The sequence below is a fragment of the Selenomonas sp. AB3002 genome (assembly GCF_000702545.1).
GTDB classification, from domain to species: Bacteria; Bacillota; Negativicutes; order Selenomonadales; family Selenomonadaceae; genus Selenomonas_B; species Selenomonas_B ruminantium_A.
Map to the genome: position 1 here is coordinate 684090 of NZ_JNIO01000002.1, position 17974 is coordinate 702063.

A 17974-nucleotide genomic window follows, 5' to 3' on the forward strand; every position below is an offset into this window, starting at 1 on the left:
CTAAAACATCCTCTTTTGTTTTTCCATGGCAATAATTTTTTCCTGCAATCTGACAAGATTATCGACAGCCAGCACTGCATTCTTATTGAAGTTTGATACCTGTTCAAAATATGGGTTCAGGAGCCACCTCAATAATTTGCGGACTACCTTTTTGCAGAATACTATCAGCCAGCCTATTTTTCTCCTGTGGGAAGTAATCGGCCATTCCCCGATATTTGCACTACTCTTCATGAGGGCTGCATATCGCTTGCATAACGCCAGCTGCTCTGCCAGCTTCGTCACGCTGCCAATGTACCCCTCCCCCCCATCTCCGAGGTAAAGGCCCTTCTCTTCTGCTTTTGCCTCTATCCTGCTAATCAATTCATCCTTATCGGCAATCGAATTGCTGATATCTATAATCCCCATTTGTTAAAAACCTCATTCTGTCAAATCACCCATCAAAACTTATGCAGACACGGGTCTGTTCGTTTCAGCCCCAGCGCCCCAGCATGATGTCAGGCCAGCGGCGGTCATTGCTGGCATCCAGCTCGTCAGGATAGAAGGTCTCATCTTCCTTGAAGCTGTATTTTTCCTTGCTGATATAGGTGCATTCCATTGCGCCTGGCACTACCAGGCCATTGCACATCAGGTAGTGGGCACAGTTGTTGCCATGCACATGTACCAGCTGATGTGTTTCATTCAGGGTCTTCAGGGAAGCAGCGATATCCTGATACTTCTCCAGGGAATTCATGTCATGGAGCTCCAGCAGTATCTGGTCAAAGCAATTCAGGAAGCCTGCAGGCAGGTTCCTGAAAACCTCCCATTCTGCCCCCTCCACGTCCATCTTCAGTATCATGCCGCTCCTGCCCGTATGGCCATTGTCCTCCATAAGCTGCGGCAGGGTACGAAGCTCGGGGACAGCACTGTCATAGACACCTGCTACCCCCGTCTTCTGCCAATGAAAATGTTGATTCTCCTCAGGCAGGCCTTCTATAGTGTGGTCATACATATATACATCTATACCACGTTCTGCCATATACTTGTCCCAGGAAACATCATCAGCAATACCAAAGCTGTAGGCTACCTTGCATGATTCAAAATCATCCAACATGATATAGCCACCATCTTCGCCACGACCTGTCCTTATGAGCTGCTTGTCAACAGGACGCTTCGTATGCATCAATTCTCTAAGTCCTCTTATGCTACGGAACAGCTTTGATGAGCTTATATCCTCATATTTGGACATGGTTTCAGCCACCCACATGGCACGAAGGGACTCCAGTTTGCCCTCAGTGTTGGCCGTAGTCCAAAAGGTCTCATCCAGACGCTTGTCAACTGCCATAAGCTGATTGCGCAGGGACTCAATTTCTCGTAACATCTGCTTCTGCTGCTGTTCGAGTTTCTGGTCAATTTCCTGTTGCAGTTCGAGTTTCTGGTCAATTTCCTGTTGCAGTTCCTCCATACGATGGGTTTGATTCCTGTTACTGTCAGATATTTCATCAACCCTCGCCACCACATGCTCCAGATTCTGTCTCAGGGCATGAAAATAATTCGGCAGCAGAATCTGCTTCAATCTATGGAAAAAATCATTTTTCATAAATATACCTCTATCAACCAACTATATCTATGCTGGCATTAAGATATGCTGCCCCTACGAATTCCAGGCCAGCAGGACGAACGATCTGGAAGATGACAGCCATATCACGCCACTCATAATTACTTTCAACATGGGTATCCCCGCTATGCAGAGCCACAGTAACGGAATAATTTCCCGGACCGATATTCATGGGGATAGAAAAAATGTACTTCCTGCGAGCGCCCTTTTCAATGGGACGTCCCCCAAGTTGGCTGTCATAAGAATTAACCCCATAAACTGATTCCCCCAAAGTATTCTTAATCAGGATACCGCAGGACATATCCTGCAGGTTCTCCATGGCTGCAGCCTCTATCGTCAGAGTTGCCTGCTCCCCAACGTTGAACATCTCAGCCACGCTTCCATCCCTGTTGCTCAGGACAATGTTTTCAATCACGGCCTGCCCATTGCCTGAAATAGTCCTGACACTGCCATCTTCCTGCTTTTCCTGCTGGATAGGCTCTCCATCATTGCCCCCCAGCATGGCATTGTAATAATCCATGATTTCCTGGGGCTGCCCGATTTTAAGAACTTCCCCATGGTCAAGCAGCACCGCCCTGTCGCAGACAGCCTGTATGGCGGTGGCATCATGGGATACCAATAACAGGGTAGTCCCCTCTTCACAGAACTCCTTTATCCTGCCAAAGCTCTTGTGCTGAAAATAGCTGTCACCCACGCTCAGAGCCTCATCCACGATAAGAATGTCCGGACGCTTCATGGTAGCCACAGAAAAAGCCAGCCGGACCTGCATGCCGCTGGAATAGGTCCTCACCGGTGCATCGATAGCAGCCCCGATTTCGGCAAAGGCCTCTATCTGTTCCATGCACTCGTTTATTTCCTCGATGGTATAACCAAGGAGCTGTCCTGACATATAGACATTCTGTCTGCCGGTAAAATCACCGTGGAAGCCAAGCCCCAGCTCCAGCAGGGCCGATACCCGGCCATTGAAGCTTACGCTGCCAGTGGTTGGCACGGTGGTACCAGTAATTATCTTCAGCAGGGTGGACTTGCCAGCACCGTTCATGCCGATAATGCCAACAGCTTCCCCGGGGGCTACCTCGATATTTACATCTTTAAGCACCCATTTTTCCTCGTGTTTTTTCCCAACAAAGGGAAGCAACCACTCTTTCAGACGGTCATTGCGACGTGCATAAATCTTGTAACATTTCCCCACATGACAGATGCTGATGCTGTTAGTCTCCTTGCTCATAGCTCATCCACCAACTCTCCTACATGTTTCTGATATATCTTCAGGGACCAGACACATAAAACCAATCCCAGGATGAGGACCACGCCAAGCCCCATATAATCAATATGCTGTCCGTAGACAAATATGTCCTGATAGCATTTTATAATGCGATACATGGGATTGAAGTCCAGCAGCCACCGCAGGGCTTCCGGAATAATTGCCACTGGATAGACCACCGGGGTAAACCAGAACCAGAACTGGGTGACAACCCCCAGCATCTGTCCCACATCACGGAAAAACACATTGAGCACTGCCAGTCCCAGCCCCAGCCCCACAGTAAAGATTGACTGCACAAGCAACACAATGATTACTTCAGGAATGTGCATATAAGGGAATTTGCCTATAATGATGAGGAAAATCCAAAAAAGCATGAAGCCGATGATGAAATTGGTGAAGGACGACAACACCGTGATAGTCGGCAGGCACACCCTGGGAAAAGAAACCTTTTTCATCAGATTGGCGTTCTTGAAGAACACATTGACCAGATTCATGAGGGTCTCATTGAACAGATTCCAGGTCAGCACACCTGCACACAGGTAGATGCTGTAAGCAAACGGCACGCTTTCCATCCCCGCCATTTTGCTTTTCATGACTTCTGTAAAAACCAGCGTATAGACCAGGATCATGGCCAAAGGCTGAAAAACAGACCACAATATACCCAAAATAGATCCTGTATATCGTTCCTGAAATTCCCGCTTTACGCAACTGTATATAAAATGTCTGTAGTGCCAAATGTTTTTTAGCATATAAGTCCTACCATTCTTTCCATTATCTCTTTGGCTGTACGACCCCAATCATAGCGGCTGCACTGTATCAGGCCTTTTTCTGACAGGCTCTGCCGCAGAGAGGCATCCTCTGTCAGTTTTGCCATGGCCGCTGCCATATCTTCTGTGTCATAAGGGTCAATATACAAGGCCCCCTCCCCCAATACTTCCGGCAGGGAGGCAGCCCTGGCCGCTATGACTGGCGTACCATATGACATGGCCTCCAAAGGAGGCAACCCGAACCCTTCGTAGAGGGATGGGCATACATACCCGACTGCACTCTTGTAGAGCCCGGCCAGTGTCTTATCGTCCACATAGCCGGTGAATATACAATCATCCTTTACTCCCAGTTCTGTCAGCCTTGCCTCCAGATTATCAACCCCTGTGAGAAAGCCATCCTTTTTTCCCACTATAAGCAGCCTGGGGGCTTTTTCTGTCCTACTGCGGAACAAGGCATATGCTTCCAGCAGGCGGGATATATTCTTATGTGGTTTCACATTGCCCACGCATAGCAGGTATGGATAGGGCAATGCTGCATCACCACCTATATCTCTGAGGCTGGTTACGCCGATATATACCACCCCGATAGAGGCCTGTGGAGCTACATAGCGCTCTATCTCCCGACGGCTGAATTCGGAGTCCGTGATTATCTGATCATAACATCTGCCCACAGCTTTTAACATAGCTTTGGCATAAAGCCTTTTGTGCAGGGCGAACTCGTGCTTCAGTGCCAGATGGCATACATCGTGGATGGTCACCATCTTTTTCCTGGCCTTCACAGGTAGCAAAGGAGCATCGTAGTGCATAGCCCAAAAAATGTCACATTCAGGAATCAAGCGGGGCAGTTCCAGCTGCGCCTGCAGGCTGTACATGCCTGCAGAGGAATGGACTATCCCTGCCTTTCCCCGGCATCTTTGCATAAATTCTTCGCCAGGTGCGTCCGGCATGATCAGGGTAAACCTATGTTCCTTATAATCCAGCAGACGGGGAACGATTTCCCGAATACATCTGCCAATGCCAGAAGCAGCTTCGTAGCGGCAATCTATCACGATATGCAAGATCTCAACTCCATTTGGCTACACATTCCCTCAGGCTGTTCCTGAACACCTCCGGAGCGAACCGCTCGGCGTTCTTCCGGCATTTGGCCGGAGCGATATTCTGATTCTCAAAGCTGCGCACAGCCTCCCTGATAGCCGCGGCGCTTTGCTCTGTAAAAAACATTCCCGTCTCTGCGGTAATTGTCTCCAGAGCCCCGCCTTTTCCATATGCAATGACCGGCGTACCACAGGCCTGGGCTTCCACAGGGGTGATGCCGAAATCTTCTTCGGCGGCAAAGACAAACGCTCTGGCATGCTGCATTTTTTCTTTGAGCACTTCTGTTGGCTGATAACCCAGCATTTCTATGTTGTTCCCTGCTATAGCCCTGATGCTCTCATATTCGGGGCCATCTCCAATGACTATCAGTTTCTTGTCTGGCATGCCATTGAAGGCTTCGACGATAAGTTTTACTCTTTTGTACGGCACCAGCCTTGAAGCTGTGAGGTAATAGTCCTCCTTCTCCTCACAACAGGTGAATCTGTCTACGTCCACCGGAGGATAGATGACCTGTGCCTCCCGTCCATAGACTTTCCTGATGCGTCTGGCTATAAAGCCAGAGTTGGCCAGGAAATGATCCACGCCATTGCCCGTACGTGTATCCCAGATTCGCATGTAATGAAGTAGCAACCTGGCTATCCAGCCTTTCAGCCCCCGGTCCAGTCCGGTTTCTCTCAGGTATTCATGAGTAAGATCCCAGGCATAGCGCATGGGAGAATGGACGTAGGAAATATGCAGCTGATCCGGCCCCGTCAGAACCCCCTTGGCTACACAATGGCTGCTGGAGATTACCAGGTCATAGCCAGACAAATCCAGTTGCTCGATAGCCAGTGGCATCAGCGGCAGATATGATTTGTAATGCTTTCCTGCAACAGGCCACTTCTGCAGGAAAGTAGTATGGACTTTCTTGCCATGCAGCCAGCCGCGCTCCTCTTCCGGGAGGAAATCCACCACAGCGTACACATCAGCCTGGGGAAAGATTTCCAGGATTGCTTCCGCAACCCTTTCCGAACCAGCATAAGTGACCAGCCATTCACAGACCAGCGCCACTTTCATTTTCCTGTCCACCCTGTCAAAATTCAACTATATCATCCTCACCCAGATAAGTACCGTTGCGGATTTCTATGATTTCCAAAGGAATCCTGCCTGGATTAGAAAGCTGGTAACGGGAGGTCTGGGGAATAAACACAGATTCATTCTCATGAATCATGGAAGTTTTTTCATCACGCTGTACTTCAGCTGTACCAGAAAGAACAATAAAATGCTCTGTGCGGTGATAGTGCATGCGCAGAGGCAAGGTCTTGCCGGGCATGATGCGCAGTTTACGCATCACATAATTTTTCCCCTTGCCTAGAGAGGAAGACGTCCCCCAGTAATAATAGAGGGTGGTATGCTCAGTAGCTTCCTTGCGGTGGTTCTTCTTGAGAGTCTCCACCACGTCCTTGACCTTCTGGGAGTTCCCCTTCTTGGTGGCCACAATGACGTCATCGGACTCCACCAACAGCAAATCGTCTATGCCAATACCTGCAATGAGACGGTCATGACCGATAAGGAGTGAATCCTTGCAGTCGATGGTGATGCAGTCACCCTTGACCGCATTGCCATGCTTGTCCTTAGGCAGTATATCATACATGGCATCCCAGGAACCTATATCATTCCAGTAGCAGGAAAATGGCACCATGCGCACCTTCTTGCTGTTCTCTGCCACAGCATAGTCAATGGAGATGGAAGGCATGTCCTCAAATGTATCATGAACTTCCTGATAGCTATGCCCGTCAAGGAGTTTATGTATCTCAGGCTGATAAGCAGCCAATTCGCCCATGATGCAGCCAAGATTGAAGGCAAACATGCCAGAGTTCCAATAATAGTTGCCGGCCGCAACATATTTCTCAGCCAATCCAAGATCCGGCTTCTCCTTGAAGGACTTTACCTGGAAACTGCCCTCAGTCTCTTCTCCTGCCTCTATATAACCGTAACCAGTTTCTGGATTGCGGGGCTTGATACCAAAGGTGACGAAAGCATTCTTCTCTGCTACAGCAGCCGCGCGAGAAATGCATTCAGAGAATTCTTCCTGTTGCTTGATAACATGATCAGCAGCAGCAATTATCAAAACTTCCTCCTGACTGCAGCCGAGCTCACTTTCACAATACTTGGCTGCCAGCGCTATTGCCGGAGCCGTATTCTTGGCCACTGGTTCCAGCACAATGTGCGCCTTGTCAGCATGACAAAGCTCCAGCTCATTCTGCACATGGTATTGATAGCTTTCATTGGTAACCAAAATGATGTCTTCTGCAGGCACCAAGGCCATAAACCTTTCCACGGTATGCACCAACAGCGACTTATCATCCTCCAAAGCCAAGAACTGTTTGGGATACGCCTTGCGGGAAAGAGGGAACAGCCTAGAGCCGCCACCGCCTGCCAATATGATGACCTTCATTACGATATAACACTCCTTTTACCAAGGATGGCAATTTCAACCACCCCAAAACTTTTTTTATTATACCCCAAAACCAAGCACATAGCCAGCTTTCACCAATAAAACAAGTTCCGTAAAACACTGCCCCCCAATTGCTATTTAGTATGCCCCACGACCGCTTATTACTACCCTAATAGTCTTAAGCAGATACACTAAATCAATCCATACAGACCAGTTCCGCACATACCACGAATCCATACGCACCCGCTCAGCATAAGTGGTATCGCTGCGACCGTTGACCTGCCACATACCTGTTATTCCGGGAGGCACCAGGGCAAAGTCACGGAAGTACTCACCGTACTTAATGATTTCCCTCCGCACAATGGGGCGTGGCCCCACTAAGCTCATTTCCCCTTTAAGTACATTAAGAAGCTGAGGCAGTTCATCAAGACTGGTCTTGCGGAGGAAACGCCCCACCCTAGTGATACGGGGGTCCTCCTTCAGTTTAAAAGAGTCCTGCCATTCTTCCATAGCACTGGGATTTTCCAATAAGTACTCCCTTAATTTCTCCTCAGCATCCGGCACCATGGTGCGAAACTTATAACAGGGAAACACTTTTTTCTTTTGTCCAATGCGCAAATGAGCAAAAATGACTGGCCCAGGACTGTCGATATATATGGCTAAAGCAATAACAATTCCCATCGGTAAAGCCACAATCATCCCCAACAGAGACACCAACAGGTCAAACCCTCTCTTCAAGGCACGGTTCCAGACCGAGGCTAGGTTGTTCCGCACCCCAATTACCAACATACTCTCGTCAACCAGGGAACTTACTTCCAAATTGCCCACAGGAAGACCTATAAAGTCTGGTACGAAGGATAGATGCTTCACATATGGCTGCAATCTATCGACCATAGTCAACATTTCCTCATTGGAAAGACCAGGAGCTGTAATTATCACATAATCAACAGCTGTTTCCTTAACAATACGCTCCACATCAACAAAGCCACCCAAAATAGGGTAGTCTCTCGCCAACTGCCTGGAAACAGGATGGTCATCTATAAAGCCGATTATTCTATAGCCGTAGCCAGCATCGTGACGGAAGGATTTCAATACTAGCTCCGCCGTTCTGCCTGCCCCCACAAAGAGCACGGGAATCTGCAACAGCCCATGACTATTCAAAAAACGTTTGATGACATAACGGAAAGAAAGTATCAAGTTGAAGCTAAAAAACCAGGTAAATCCCACAAAAAGCCTGGATACCACCGCCGAGACCTTGCCGAAATACATGAGCATTAGAATCATAAGGATGGAGTACAGCACGGCATAGAATACATTTCTGGCCAGTTGCCAGAAAGCCATAGTAGGTATATAGGTCCGCATAACATGCAAAAAGCACACAAAGATAGCGGGAACTATTATATAGAAGTAAATATTAGGTATATTAAAATCAGGACTGGGAAGCCCGGGCAGGAAACGTCGCAAAAACAAGGAAAATGTTTCCGAAAGTATCACTGCCAGATAATCCCCGCACATGAGCAACAACGGCAAAAGCGCATGAGAATGCCTCTCTCTGGAAGAAAGACGCATTTCCTGCGTATCTATCGTATCGTCAGTCTGCTTGCGCATCATTGTTCGCAGATTTCCTTTCTATCAAAACTACTATAGTCTATCAAAGTATAGCATAACTGGGTATCTAAAACAACGAAAAAGGCTTCAGCCGAAGCTGAAGCCTGATGCCTGATGTTTCATAGTGGCGGAGTGGAAGGATTTACCTATCTGCAAGTCAATTCCAGTTTCTCGCCATAGGAGGCACTGCCATACTTCCAGACGGCAGTGATTCCCTGCTCCCTAAAATATGAAAGCCTTTTCTTCATTAATCATTCAGGCCACTATTTACGCTTAGAACGAAAGCAGGCTAGCAAAAAAGCAAACCAGGCTAAAAGGGAAAGGACATCCAGCACGTGCATCCATGGCATCCCCCTGTAAAATACCCTGACCTCGCCAGAGCCGCCGGGCAAATCAATTTGCAAACGATGATCGCCCTCTCGTTCTGTCACAGGCAGTTTCGCGCCTACCGCCGTTTCTGCTACATAACCGGGGTAGTAAAAGAGGGGCAGCACGACTTGCGTGGAAGTCCCGGCCCGATAAGAAAAGACCATGCTCACGCCAACCTTTTGCACGTCTGATACGCTAGCTCCCCCTGACTCTAAATCAGAAACGGACAGTGCCTCCCCCGCCCCATTGCGCAGCTCGGCGAATTGCATTCCCCTGTACAGGTAATATGATGCAAAATCAGAGGGCAGCGACACGTCAGTCCGCTGGACAAAATCATGCACCCTATAGCGGTGCCCCGACCAATGATAAGACAGGTAATAATTTGAATACACTCCGAAAATGGTCAGGCAGGCAAAGGCGAGAACCATAACCTTCCTACTCCCAGGCCGGGAATCCAGGAAGGCCGCAACCCCCATAGCACCGAACAGGCAAAAAATGGGGCTGCCGAATTTCATAATACGCTCCGGTATCTGAATTGCTGCAACGATATGTCCCACCACAGGCAAATCCGTCAAAAGATCCCACAGCAAGGGAAAGAAGGGCAGGACCAGGCTCAGTCCAGCAAAAAGCAACAGCCCCTTTTCCCAATCAGACAAGGCCGGAGCCATAGCTTTCAAGCAGGCGTGGCGTTGCCGTAGGTATAGCAAAAAAGCCAGAAGCAGAAGCGGCCCCAACAAAAACTGAACCCGCAAGACATCCCACCAGGTAAACATGAAGTTATTATATAGGTAAGGCTGCGAATGATTGACTGCCATCGTGACATAAAAATATAAAAAGGGACACCATACCCAGGCATTGAGCAGGGCGGTGAACCCCGCCGCCTTGCCCAGGGCCAGCAGACGGTCACTCTCCCGCAATTTTTGTCGACACAGGAGACAGGCAAAAAGAGAAAGAATCACTGTGTAGACGCTGGTCAAGATATGGGCGGTCAAGATGCCCGTAAAGCCCAGAGTGACCAAGGGCCATTTCCTGCTGTCTCCCCGAAGCACCGAGAAGACACCTGCCAAAACCAGGGGCAGGAATGCCGCCGCCGTAAACTCCCCTAAGCCAAAATCCAGGTAAAGCCAGGTCAGTCTGTGCCAGCAGACACTGTAAAGCGCTGCGCCTATAAGCCCGATGCGCCAGGTACCTGCTAACACGCGAAAGGAATAGCAAGAGACAGCTGCAGTAAGGATATTTACGAACACCACATAAAAACGGGCTGCATCGTACACGGAAAGCCCCCATCGGCACAACAGGGCCGGCAGATAAAGCAATAAATCCGGGTAGAAAATTCCCTCCAGACTGCCATAGCCGTTGAACTGATAGCCATGCACCCGCACGGGGAACTGCCCTCCCTCAAGCCCCGCCGCAATCCCTGCGATGCGGTTCAAATGATAGAGCACATCCATCCCGTAAAGATTGTCGCTCAGGATAACTGGCAAGGAGCAGACAGCCAGCACAAACACCAGCATAGCCGCCCAAAAGCCCGTATCCTCAACCCAAAAATTGCTTTTCATCCTCATGCCATTTCCTTTCAAACCAATCCAGCGCCCAGCGGCACTCACTGCAGGTACTCGTCAATTATGTAGCGTGGCCTATGCTTGCTTTCAAGATAAATCTTGCCAATATACTCCCCTATGACACCTAGAGACAGCAACACTAGCCCACCATTTGCCCATATCGAAACCACAATGCTAGTCCAACCAGCAATCGTGTCCCCCTGATACCACCTAAAGATAGACCAGAATAGCACAAACATAGATAAAAGGAATAGAGCCAGCCCCGCTTCTGCTATCAGCCTTATGGGACGCACTGTCAGAGAAGTAACTCCCTGCACAGCAAAAGAGAGCATCTTGCCAAGAGGATAATGGCTTTCTCCTGCAACGCGCTCCTGCCTGTCATAGTAGACAATATCACTCTTGAATCCCACCATCGGTACAATTCCACGCAGAAAAAGATTTACTTCCGAAAACTCAGCCAATCCCTCCAGAGCCCTGCGGGAAAGCAAACGGTAGTCTGCATGATTATAAACGATTTCTCCGCCTAGTATGTTGACCAACTTATAAAAACCCTCAGCTGTAAACTTCTTGAATGCCGTGTCTGTACTCCGCTTTTTCCTTACGCCGTACACTACATCACAATCTTCCTCGCAATATTTGCGTACCATCTCATCTATGGCATCTATGTCATCCTGCAGGTCAGCATCCAAACTAATTACAATATCTGCCCTATCTTTAGCTGTCATCAGACCGGCCAGCAAGGCATTCTGATGCCCTTGGTTACGCGAAAGTGACACTCCCTGGATGCGTGCATCAGCATCGTGCAGGTTCCGTATTATTTCCCACGTCTTATCTCTACTGCCATCATTTACCAACAATATACGGCTTTTAGGCGAGATTTTGTTTTTTTCTATCAACCCAGATAACTTATCCAGCAAGCGCCTTCCTGTCTCCAGTAAAACCTCTTGCTCATTATAGCAAGGAGAAACCAGATAAAGAACAGGGACAGTCTTTTCAGTCATGCTCACTCACCTTCCGAAATATGATAATGCTCTCGCTTGTATTTATCCAAGCGGTCATGGAACATGGCACGGCTATCTGGATAAATCTCGTCAAATTGCTCTTGCAACCAGTCTATGTCATTCAACTGCCAGTCAGACATACGCTCGTATACCTTGACTTCAACGTCATAGCTTCCGTCTTTAAATGGGTGCAGCATATGTGTCCCAATCTGCACAAATCTTCGACCTATAGGCGTATCATCGCAAACATCCGCTGCCAGCATTGATACTACTCTCTGGCCATCCGCTCGCAGATGCAGTTGTACCGGCATTGCAACTGCTACTATCCTCGCCTCCAGGAATTGAAGTGGAAAACCGTCACGTAAATCCACATCAGCTGTCTGCATGAGATTCGGTATTGCTGCAGACTCATATGGAAAATGAGCGTAAGCCAAGGTCATCGAATTGTACATCCAACTAGACGCTACGAAATACACTTTTTTCTCTGTTCCAGCTAAATGGTTCAGATCCATAATTAGCGAATCTATTTCCGCTAAATCAAATCTTTGCATTACCTTATATGCCCTTCCAACTTTGGCATCAGGATAGAACCCCATATATGCATGTGAAAACTGCACTGCTGACAGAATGAACAACACAAGCCATGCAACAATTCTGCCTGCAGGTGCCAATCGAGATACAAATCTCCCCCCCCCTAGCGCAATCAACCCAAGAACAGGAAGCAGAATAGCTGAGAAATGCTGAACTCCCATCGCCTGTATGCGGCTCATGCCGCATACAGCCACACAGGCCCAAATGGCAAATCCCAGAACCCAAGGTCTCATTTCACGTTTACCACATGCATAGATGCCCCCTGCCACTGCCAGAAGAATGAGCAGGAGCCCCAAAAAGTCAATAGGTACCTCAAGCACATTTTTCATAAAGCCACTGCTATAGGCAGAATAGGCCACACTATAGTCCAGCGTATGGGCTGTTCTGTACACCTTCCATAAATAAACCGACATGATGCCTGCTGTCAGAAGAGCAAAAATAGCATACTCCTTAACCAGTACCCTAAGCCTCTGCCCCATACAATCTTGCTGCCAGGCGACATACAAAACATAAACGGCCGTACCTGCAAGAAATCCCGCATACATGAATGTTGCTGAGCGTGCCATCAAAATAGCAAGAATAATCATTAGGCTGACAGCAAGGACACGCTTCCCCTCAAATCGACTCCAATCTTTTGATATGATAAGCAACAAAAGCATTGCCTCCACCACGATTTGCCCGCCCTGACTAAACCCCAGCAAGGCCGGCATGGTCGCCAACGGATATAAAAACAGCACTCCCAGCAACAAACCGCAAATGGGCACTTCAACCTTTGCCGTCTCTAACATCAGTGTTTTCAAGGCAGTGGCCACGAATACCAATGAAGGAAATATGACAATAATATATATTAGCATTGACATCGACACATAGCTATTTTGCCCCAGCAAATTCATTGGTACCGACATAAGCAAGGGCACAACATGTGTATAATCGGACATAAGGCTATGGCGAAATGTTCTAAAAAGGCTATGCGGGTCACAGAAAATTTTTTGGGAATACTCAAGTGCCGGTGCCCAAGTGCTTAGGTCATCCCATACATAAATGGTTTGATTCTGAGACAAAAGCCACCCAAAAAACATCGAGCTTCCCAAAAAGATAGACACTATGCCGATGCACGCTGGCAACTTATTTTCGCTGCGCAAAAACTTATAGTCAACGAGTGAAGCAGCATAAGCCAGTGCCAGAACTATTGCGCCAGACACAGACAGCCACAGGAAAAAGCCTGTCATCGCCACAAACACAACTGGCAAATGCTCCTGTAATTTGCAACCTAATGCAGAAAGCCACAAGATGGCGCACCATACAATCACCCACCTTGTCCAATAATTCTTTTTATTTAAAAATGACATTTATACCTCCCCTTCAATTACATATATGTAAATTAGAAAACTCAAAGCCTTCTATTTGTCTGACTTGAGTCATGGCACATTATTCAATGTGCCCCCATATTTTATGGCAAAATACTGCTGCGAATGAGTATCACCCATCTCAGTTTGATGGTTCACATGTACAATAGTACTTGAAAGAAGGTGAACATCATGCTGAGATTGCCTGAAATCGGCTCCCACGCTGCCTATAAGCAGCTCCTCTCCCAACGCATTCACAACAGTCGCCTCAAGCGCTTCGACAATAAGAAGCGCAAACTGGCAGTCAAGCTCATGGCTCTTGACCTTTCACCGGTTGACGAGATCATGCGCCCCTTTTTACTCAGAGGAAGGTCGTCCTGCATGGCTGCCTTCCTCTATGCTGCGTTCCTACTTGCTTTCCATCTGGCTCAAGTCCACCTCTCTTGTTGATTGGGCTGAACGTCTGCGCTCTGATGAGTCTCTAGCCATACTGTCAGGCTTTTCACACGACCATACTCCATCATTCGGCGCTTTTTATGACTTCTTTCATCGCCTATGGCCAGGATGCAACAATTTCTTGCCTCACCTGCGCTACCGCAGAAAGAAACCGTCTAAAGGAAAGAGCAATGGCGAAAAGTCTCCGTCCTTCGACAAAGATAATGCTGCCACCGTCATCAAGTATTTTGATGGACACAGTGCCGGAGGCATCCTCATGACCAAGCTACACATCATCGGTAAAATCTATAGCAGGGTATTCCTGGCCAGTTCTATTCACAAAGATCTTCTGGATGTCAGGAAACTGGTTCTGGCCGGTGACGGCACTCCAGTGCAGGTTTCTAACCGTGAGCGCAGCCATTCGATGTGCGATTGCCATGAAAAGGGCATCGACAATTGCCACCATAAGCGCTGGTTTTCCCAACCAGATGCCAATTGGGGCTGGGATTCCTCCAGAAATTTCTTTTTCTATGGCTATAACCTCTATCTCTTCACGGATGCTAACTCCGGATTGCCTGTCTTCCCTATCCTGGAGCGTGCTTCCCGCCACGACCTTCCTGCCATGCTGCACGGACTTGCCTGCATCAAGACGTTCTTCGCAGACTGGAATATTTCCGCTTTGCTCCTTGATTCTGCACACGATGCAATCGCTGTGTACGAGATGTGCAACAAAACCGGCATTACGCCCTTCATAGACTTGAACCCTCGTGGCACAAAACCAGCTGAGGACAAAGACTATGATGTGGGAAATGACGGTGTGCCAATCTGTTCCCTTGGGCTTCCCATGAAACCAGATGGCACTGATAAGAAACGGCACAGAGCCAAATATATTTGTCCGAAGACAAAATACGCTGAAAGACTATGCCTGTGCGACAAGCGCTGTACCAAATCCACCTATGGCCGTGTTGTGCATATAAGCCCGAAGGATAATCCACGGCTGTTCTGCGATCCTCAACGAGGTTCACCTCAATGGAAGCAAATCTACAACAAGCGCACAGCTGCCGAACGGGCCAACAAACGCATAAAGATCGACGGGCTGCTGGAAGAAGGACGCCATCACTCTTCCATGATGTGGTATATTCGGTTATTCGCCATAATATCCGTCATCCACGTAGATGCCTGGCGTAAGCGTGCTTGAACCCTGAAAAAAATATTTTTTCAAGGGCTGGTGTTTTCTGCGCCAATTTTCCCATACGCTTTCAAGCTACGGTATTCCAGCTTTGTGTAAAAGCATTTCCCATCACCTCAACACCAACAGCTACCCATTCTCATTTAGACTGTCGACTTTTCTAATTCACATATATCCATATTCTAGCACACAGGCAATACAACGTCTATCTTTCATATATACACAAAGAGTCGGGGAAGAGGCCCAAGTATCCGATATCAAAAAAAAGCTCCAGCCGAAGCTGAAGCCTGATGTTTCATAGTGGCGGAGTGGAGAGGATTCGAACCTCCGCACCAGTTACCCAGCCTAACGATTTAGCAATTCGGGAACCTAGGTTTTACGTGGTATCAGAGGTTCCTCTGAGCACGTTTTGGTGCCGATTTCAGGGCATTCAGAGCAGGTGCAGCATGTAGCTTCATTTCAAACTGCCCCCTCGTTGCCCCCCTCTCCAAGAGCTCGCCTATCTACAAACCATCTCCAGCTTCTTGCCGTAGAAGGCAATGCCATACTTCCAGACAGTATCAACCCCCTGCTCCCGGAACTCTGCCAGATAGTCCTTTTGTTCAATCTGTGCCAATGCCTCTTCAGCAGCCTTGGCCAGGTCAGCTTCACTATCAGCCACCTTGAACTCCATGACCACGCCAGCCTGCCCCGGCTCATTTGGAAAAATCCCAAGGTCAAAGCGACCATAGCCGCTTTCACGGTTCGACTTGACACGGTACTTGGGCAGGAACCATGCCGTCAGCCCTAGCAGGAAACCATGATAGAAGCTTTCCTTATTAGCAGTGTCATGGAAGCTGGCAATCTGTTCCAGATATTTCTGTAGGCCGGTAGAAAACTTCTGCGCATCTCCATTGGCAATGGACATAAGAACCATGCGGAGGTCAGTACGCGACATCCTGCCACGATAGCGGTTCACCACTTCCTTGCGGTAGACCGTGGCAATCTCCCTGTTTGGGATAGCCAAGGTGCATATATGTTCTCCATCATCTAGCCGATTTTCTATAGCTTTCAGATACCCTGCTGTAAGCAGCATGGTATATAAGGCATCCTTGTTGGTATATATGTCAGAATACACCACAGCTTCATCCACTACTGCATCCACTGGTTCGCCACTCAGCAAGGATAGCAGCTTTTCTTCATCAGATGCATCGGCATGTTCCATCATCTCGCCTATGATAGCATTGCCGGAAGTATTCAGCCAAAAGACCTGTGGCTGGCACCCCTGTTGGAAGTAGTTGATTACCGACCAAGGGTTGTACATTTCCTGCCCGGAAAAGGTGTAGCCATCATACCAGTGCCTTATTTCTTCAACCCGGTCAGCGTGTCCCAGGCTTTCTGCCATGGTGCAAACTTCATCTTCCGTAAACCCCATGATATCGGCAAATCGCCCCTGTACAACGCTGGAGATTTCTAAATTATTCAACGAGCTGAAGATGGTCTCCTTGGCTATGCGCAGCACCCCTGTGATGATACCAAAGTCCAATGAGGCATTGGACTTGAAGGCTGCTCCCATAAAGTTACGCATAAAGGAGACAACATCATCATGGAAGTGGTACTGCCACCCCTGCTGAACAGGAACATCATATTCATCCAACAAGATAACAGTCTTATCCCCATAATATTGATACAGAAAAGACGATAAGGCACGAAGGCTGTCCTCCAGTTCCTCACGAGTAGCCTTCATATCATTAATCCGCTCATAATATTCTTTTTCAGCCTGTGTCAGCGGCGATCCGGACTCAGCAAGGAAAGGAAATGCTCTATAGGTTCTTGCCATGATGCGACCGATACGCTGAACCATGGACCCCATATCCATCTGCTTCGCATCATTAAGTGTCAGAAAAATCACAGGGCGTCTCCCTTGCTCCGACATATACCTCCCGCCACCAGAAGCAATATCCGTCTCAGCAAATAGCTTGCGGTTCTCCTCAGCATTCTCGTTTGTGAAGAAATAATAAAGCATACTCATGGTGAGCGTCTTGCCAAAGCGACGAGGCCGTGTGATAAGCGTAACCTTACTGCGTTCGTCCACCAACTCCTTGATGAATCTTGTCTTGTCAACGAAATAGCATTCTTCACGTAGCTGTCTGAAATCATCAACGCCCACAGGTATCCTGCGATGTTTTGCCATATCACACACCTCGCAATTAAATAACAAGAAAAAGGCTCCAGCCAAAGCTGAAGCCTGATGTTTCATAGTGGCGGAGTGGAGAGGATTCGAACCTCCGCACCAGTTACCCAGCCTAACGATTTAGCAAACCGTCCTCTTAAGCCACTTGAGTACCACTCCGTTATGAAATTTAGATGGCAGGGGCAGTAAGACTTGAACTCACAACCTACGGTTTTGGAGACCGTTGCTCTACCAATTGAGCTATACCCCTATGATATGGGGCGACTTATGGGGGTCGAACCCATGCATGCTGGAGCCACAATCCAGTGTGTTAACCACTTCACCAAAGCCGCCATCAAAACCAGCAGCTTCCTATCCTCCCAGCCCGTCTCCAGGCAAGTACTTTCGGCCTCTAGATGCTTAACTACTGTGTTCGGAATGGGAACAGGTGGATCCATCTAGGCATCGCCACTGGATATTCAGTTGAAAGATTGCTCTTTCAAAACTATACAGAAGAATAATTTGTATTGAACACTCTAGGCCTCTTGTGCTTTGCGAGCTAAG

The 17974-nt window shown here is 48.2% G+C and carries 14 protein-coding genes, 3 tRNA genes and 1 rRNA gene; 2 read left to right on the top strand and 16 right to left on the bottom strand.

Annotated elements, in window-relative coordinates; genetic code table 11:
• The 11 genes from P159_RS0103430 to P159_RS0103480 form a co-directional block, all read right to left on the bottom strand.
• Entirely contained in the window at positions 1-405 is a 405-nt protein-coding gene (locus tag P159_RS0103430; RefSeq protein ID WP_029541439.1) for a hypothetical protein, read from the bottom strand.
• 64 nt (positions 406-469) lie between these two features.
• Positions 470-1576, bottom strand: coding sequence for an FkbM family methyltransferase (locus P159_RS18295; RefSeq protein WP_037376858.1), 1107 nt, complete (start codon positions 1574-1576; stop codon positions 470-472).
• Between the two features lie 13 nt (positions 1577-1589).
• Positions 1590-2822 carry an ABC transporter ATP-binding protein gene (locus P159_RS0103440; protein WP_029541441.1) on the bottom strand — a complete coding sequence of 411 codons (1233 nt, stop codon included), beginning with the start codon at positions 2820-2822 and terminating at the stop codon, positions 1590-1592.
• Complete coding sequence (locus tag P159_RS0103445) at positions 2819-3607, bottom strand: ABC transporter permease (RefSeq protein WP_029541444.1); 789 nt, start codon at positions 3605-3607, stop codon at positions 2819-2821. The genes P159_RS0103440 and P159_RS0103445 overlap by 4 nt, the downstream gene beginning before the upstream one ends.
• Positions 3601-4674 (bottom strand): glycosyltransferase family 1 protein, encoded by a 1074-nt coding sequence (locus tag P159_RS0103450; protein ID WP_318253503.1) that lies wholly within the window; start codon positions 4672-4674, stop codon positions 3601-3603. The genes P159_RS0103445 and P159_RS0103450 overlap by 7 nt, the downstream gene beginning before the upstream one ends.
• Positions 4675-4687: 13 nt before the next feature.
• On the bottom strand, positions 4688-5803 hold the full coding sequence (locus P159_RS0103455) for a glycosyltransferase family 4 protein (RefSeq protein ID WP_318253489.1): 1116 nt from the start codon (positions 5801-5803) through the stop codon (positions 4688-4690).
• The gene (locus P159_RS0103460; protein ID WP_029541449.1) at positions 5793-7157 is read right to left on the bottom strand and encodes a mannose-1-phosphate guanylyltransferase/mannose-6-phosphate isomerase; all 1365 of its coding nucleotides are present in this window, start codon (positions 7155-7157) and stop codon (positions 5793-5795) included. The genes P159_RS0103455 and P159_RS0103460 overlap by 11 nt, the downstream gene beginning before the upstream one ends.
• Positions 7158-7295: 138 nt before the next feature.
• Positions 7296-8768 carry an undecaprenyl-phosphate galactose phosphotransferase WbaP gene (gene wbaP / locus P159_RS0103465; protein ID WP_318253490.1) on the bottom strand — a complete coding sequence of 491 codons (1473 nt, stop codon included), beginning with the start codon at positions 8766-8768 and terminating at the stop codon, positions 7296-7298.
• 260 nt (positions 8769-9028) lie between these two features.
• The gene (locus P159_RS0103470) at positions 9029-10693 is read right to left on the bottom strand and encodes a hypothetical protein (protein WP_029541453.1); all 1665 of its coding nucleotides are present in this window, start codon (positions 10691-10693) and stop codon (positions 9029-9031) included.
• Between the two features lie 44 nt (positions 10694-10737).
• On the bottom strand, positions 10738-11697 hold the full coding sequence (locus P159_RS0103475; protein WP_029541455.1) for a glycosyltransferase family 2 protein: 960 nt from the start codon (positions 11695-11697) through the stop codon (positions 10738-10740).
• A 2-nt stretch (positions 11698-11699) separates the two neighbouring features.
• Positions 11700-13637, bottom strand: a complete 1938-nt coding sequence (locus tag P159_RS0103480) for a hypothetical protein (protein ID WP_029541458.1) — start codon at positions 13635-13637, stop codon at positions 11700-11702.
• 189 nt (positions 13638-13826) lie between these two features.
• On the opposite strand from P159_RS0103480, the gene P159_RS20455 reads away from it, so the two are divergent.
• Both P159_RS20455 and P159_RS18300 read left to right on the top strand, forming a co-directional pair.
• Complete coding sequence (locus tag P159_RS20455) at positions 13827-14084, top strand: hypothetical protein (RefSeq protein WP_051650084.1); 258 nt, start codon at positions 13827-13829, stop codon at positions 14082-14084.
• Entirely contained in the window at positions 14032-15267 is a 1236-nt protein-coding gene (locus P159_RS18300) for a transposase (protein ID WP_072004098.1), read from the top strand. Before P159_RS20455 ends, P159_RS18300 begins: the two co-directional genes overlap by 53 nt.
• Positions 15268-15757: 490 nt before the next feature.
• Here the strand turns inward: P159_RS18300 and P159_RS0103490 are convergent, their stop codons facing one another.
• The 5 genes from P159_RS0103490 to rrf all read right to left on the bottom strand — a co-directional run bounded on the left by P159_RS0103490 (position 15758) and on the right by rrf (position 17886).
• Positions 15758-17431, bottom strand: a complete 1674-nt coding sequence (locus tag P159_RS0103490; RefSeq protein ID WP_037376947.1) for an AAA family ATPase — start codon at positions 17429-17431, stop codon at positions 15758-15760.
• Positions 17432-17499: 68 nt separating this feature from the next.
• A tRNA-Ser gene (locus tag P159_RS0103495) sits at positions 17500-17590 on the bottom strand.
• 15 nt (positions 17591-17605) lie between these two features.
• Positions 17606-17681 (bottom strand) — tRNA-Trp (locus P159_RS0103500).
• A gap of 6 nt (positions 17682-17687) precedes the next feature.
• Positions 17688-17763, bottom strand: a tRNA-His gene (locus P159_RS0103505).
• A 6-nt stretch (positions 17764-17769) separates the two neighbouring features.
• Positions 17770-17886, bottom strand: a 5S ribosomal RNA gene (gene rrf, locus P159_RS0103510).
• Positions 17887-17974 lie beyond the last annotated feature (88 nt).

Coding starts and splice junctions, on each gene's coding strand:
- P159_RS0103430 (WP_029541439.1), bottom strand. CDS start 405: ATGGGGATTATAGATATCAGCAATTCGATTGCCGATAAGGATGAATTG.
- P159_RS18295 (WP_037376858.1), bottom strand. CDS start 1,576: ATGAAAAATGATTTTTTCCATAGATTGAAGCAGATTCTGCTGCCGAAT.
- P159_RS0103440 (WP_029541441.1), bottom strand. CDS start 2,822: ATGAGCAAGGAGACTAACAGCATCAGCATCTGTCATGTGGGGAAATGT.
- P159_RS0103445 (WP_029541444.1), bottom strand. CDS start 3,607: ATGCTAAAAAACATTTGGCACTACAGACATTTTATATACAGTTGCGTA.
- P159_RS0103460 (WP_029541449.1), bottom strand. CDS start 7,157: ATGAAGGTCATCATATTGGCAGGCGGTGGCGGCTCTAGGCTGTTCCCT.
- wbaP (WP_318253490.1), bottom strand. CDS start 8,768: ATGATGCGCAAGCAGACTGACGATACGATAGATACGCAGGAAATGCGT.
- P159_RS0103470 (WP_029541453.1), bottom strand. CDS start 10,693: ATGAAAAGCAATTTTTGGGTTGAGGATACGGGCTTTTGGGCGGCTATG.
- P159_RS0103475 (WP_029541455.1), bottom strand. CDS start 11,697: ATGACTGAAAAGACTGTCCCTGTTCTTTATCTGGTTTCTCCTTGCTAT.
- P159_RS0103480 (WP_029541458.1), bottom strand. CDS start 13,637: ATGTCATTTTTAAATAAAAAGAATTATTGGACAAGGTGGGTGATTGTA.
- P159_RS20455 (WP_051650084.1), top strand. CDS start 13,827: ATGCTGAGATTGCCTGAAATCGGCTCCCACGCTGCCTATAAGCAGCTC.
- P159_RS18300 (WP_072004098.1), top strand. CDS start 14,032: ATGCTGCGTTCCTACTTGCTTTCCATCTGGCTCAAGTCCACCTCTCTT.
- P159_RS0103490 (WP_037376947.1), bottom strand. CDS start 17,431: ATGGCAAAACATCGCAGGATACCTGTGGGCGTTGATGATTTCAGACAG.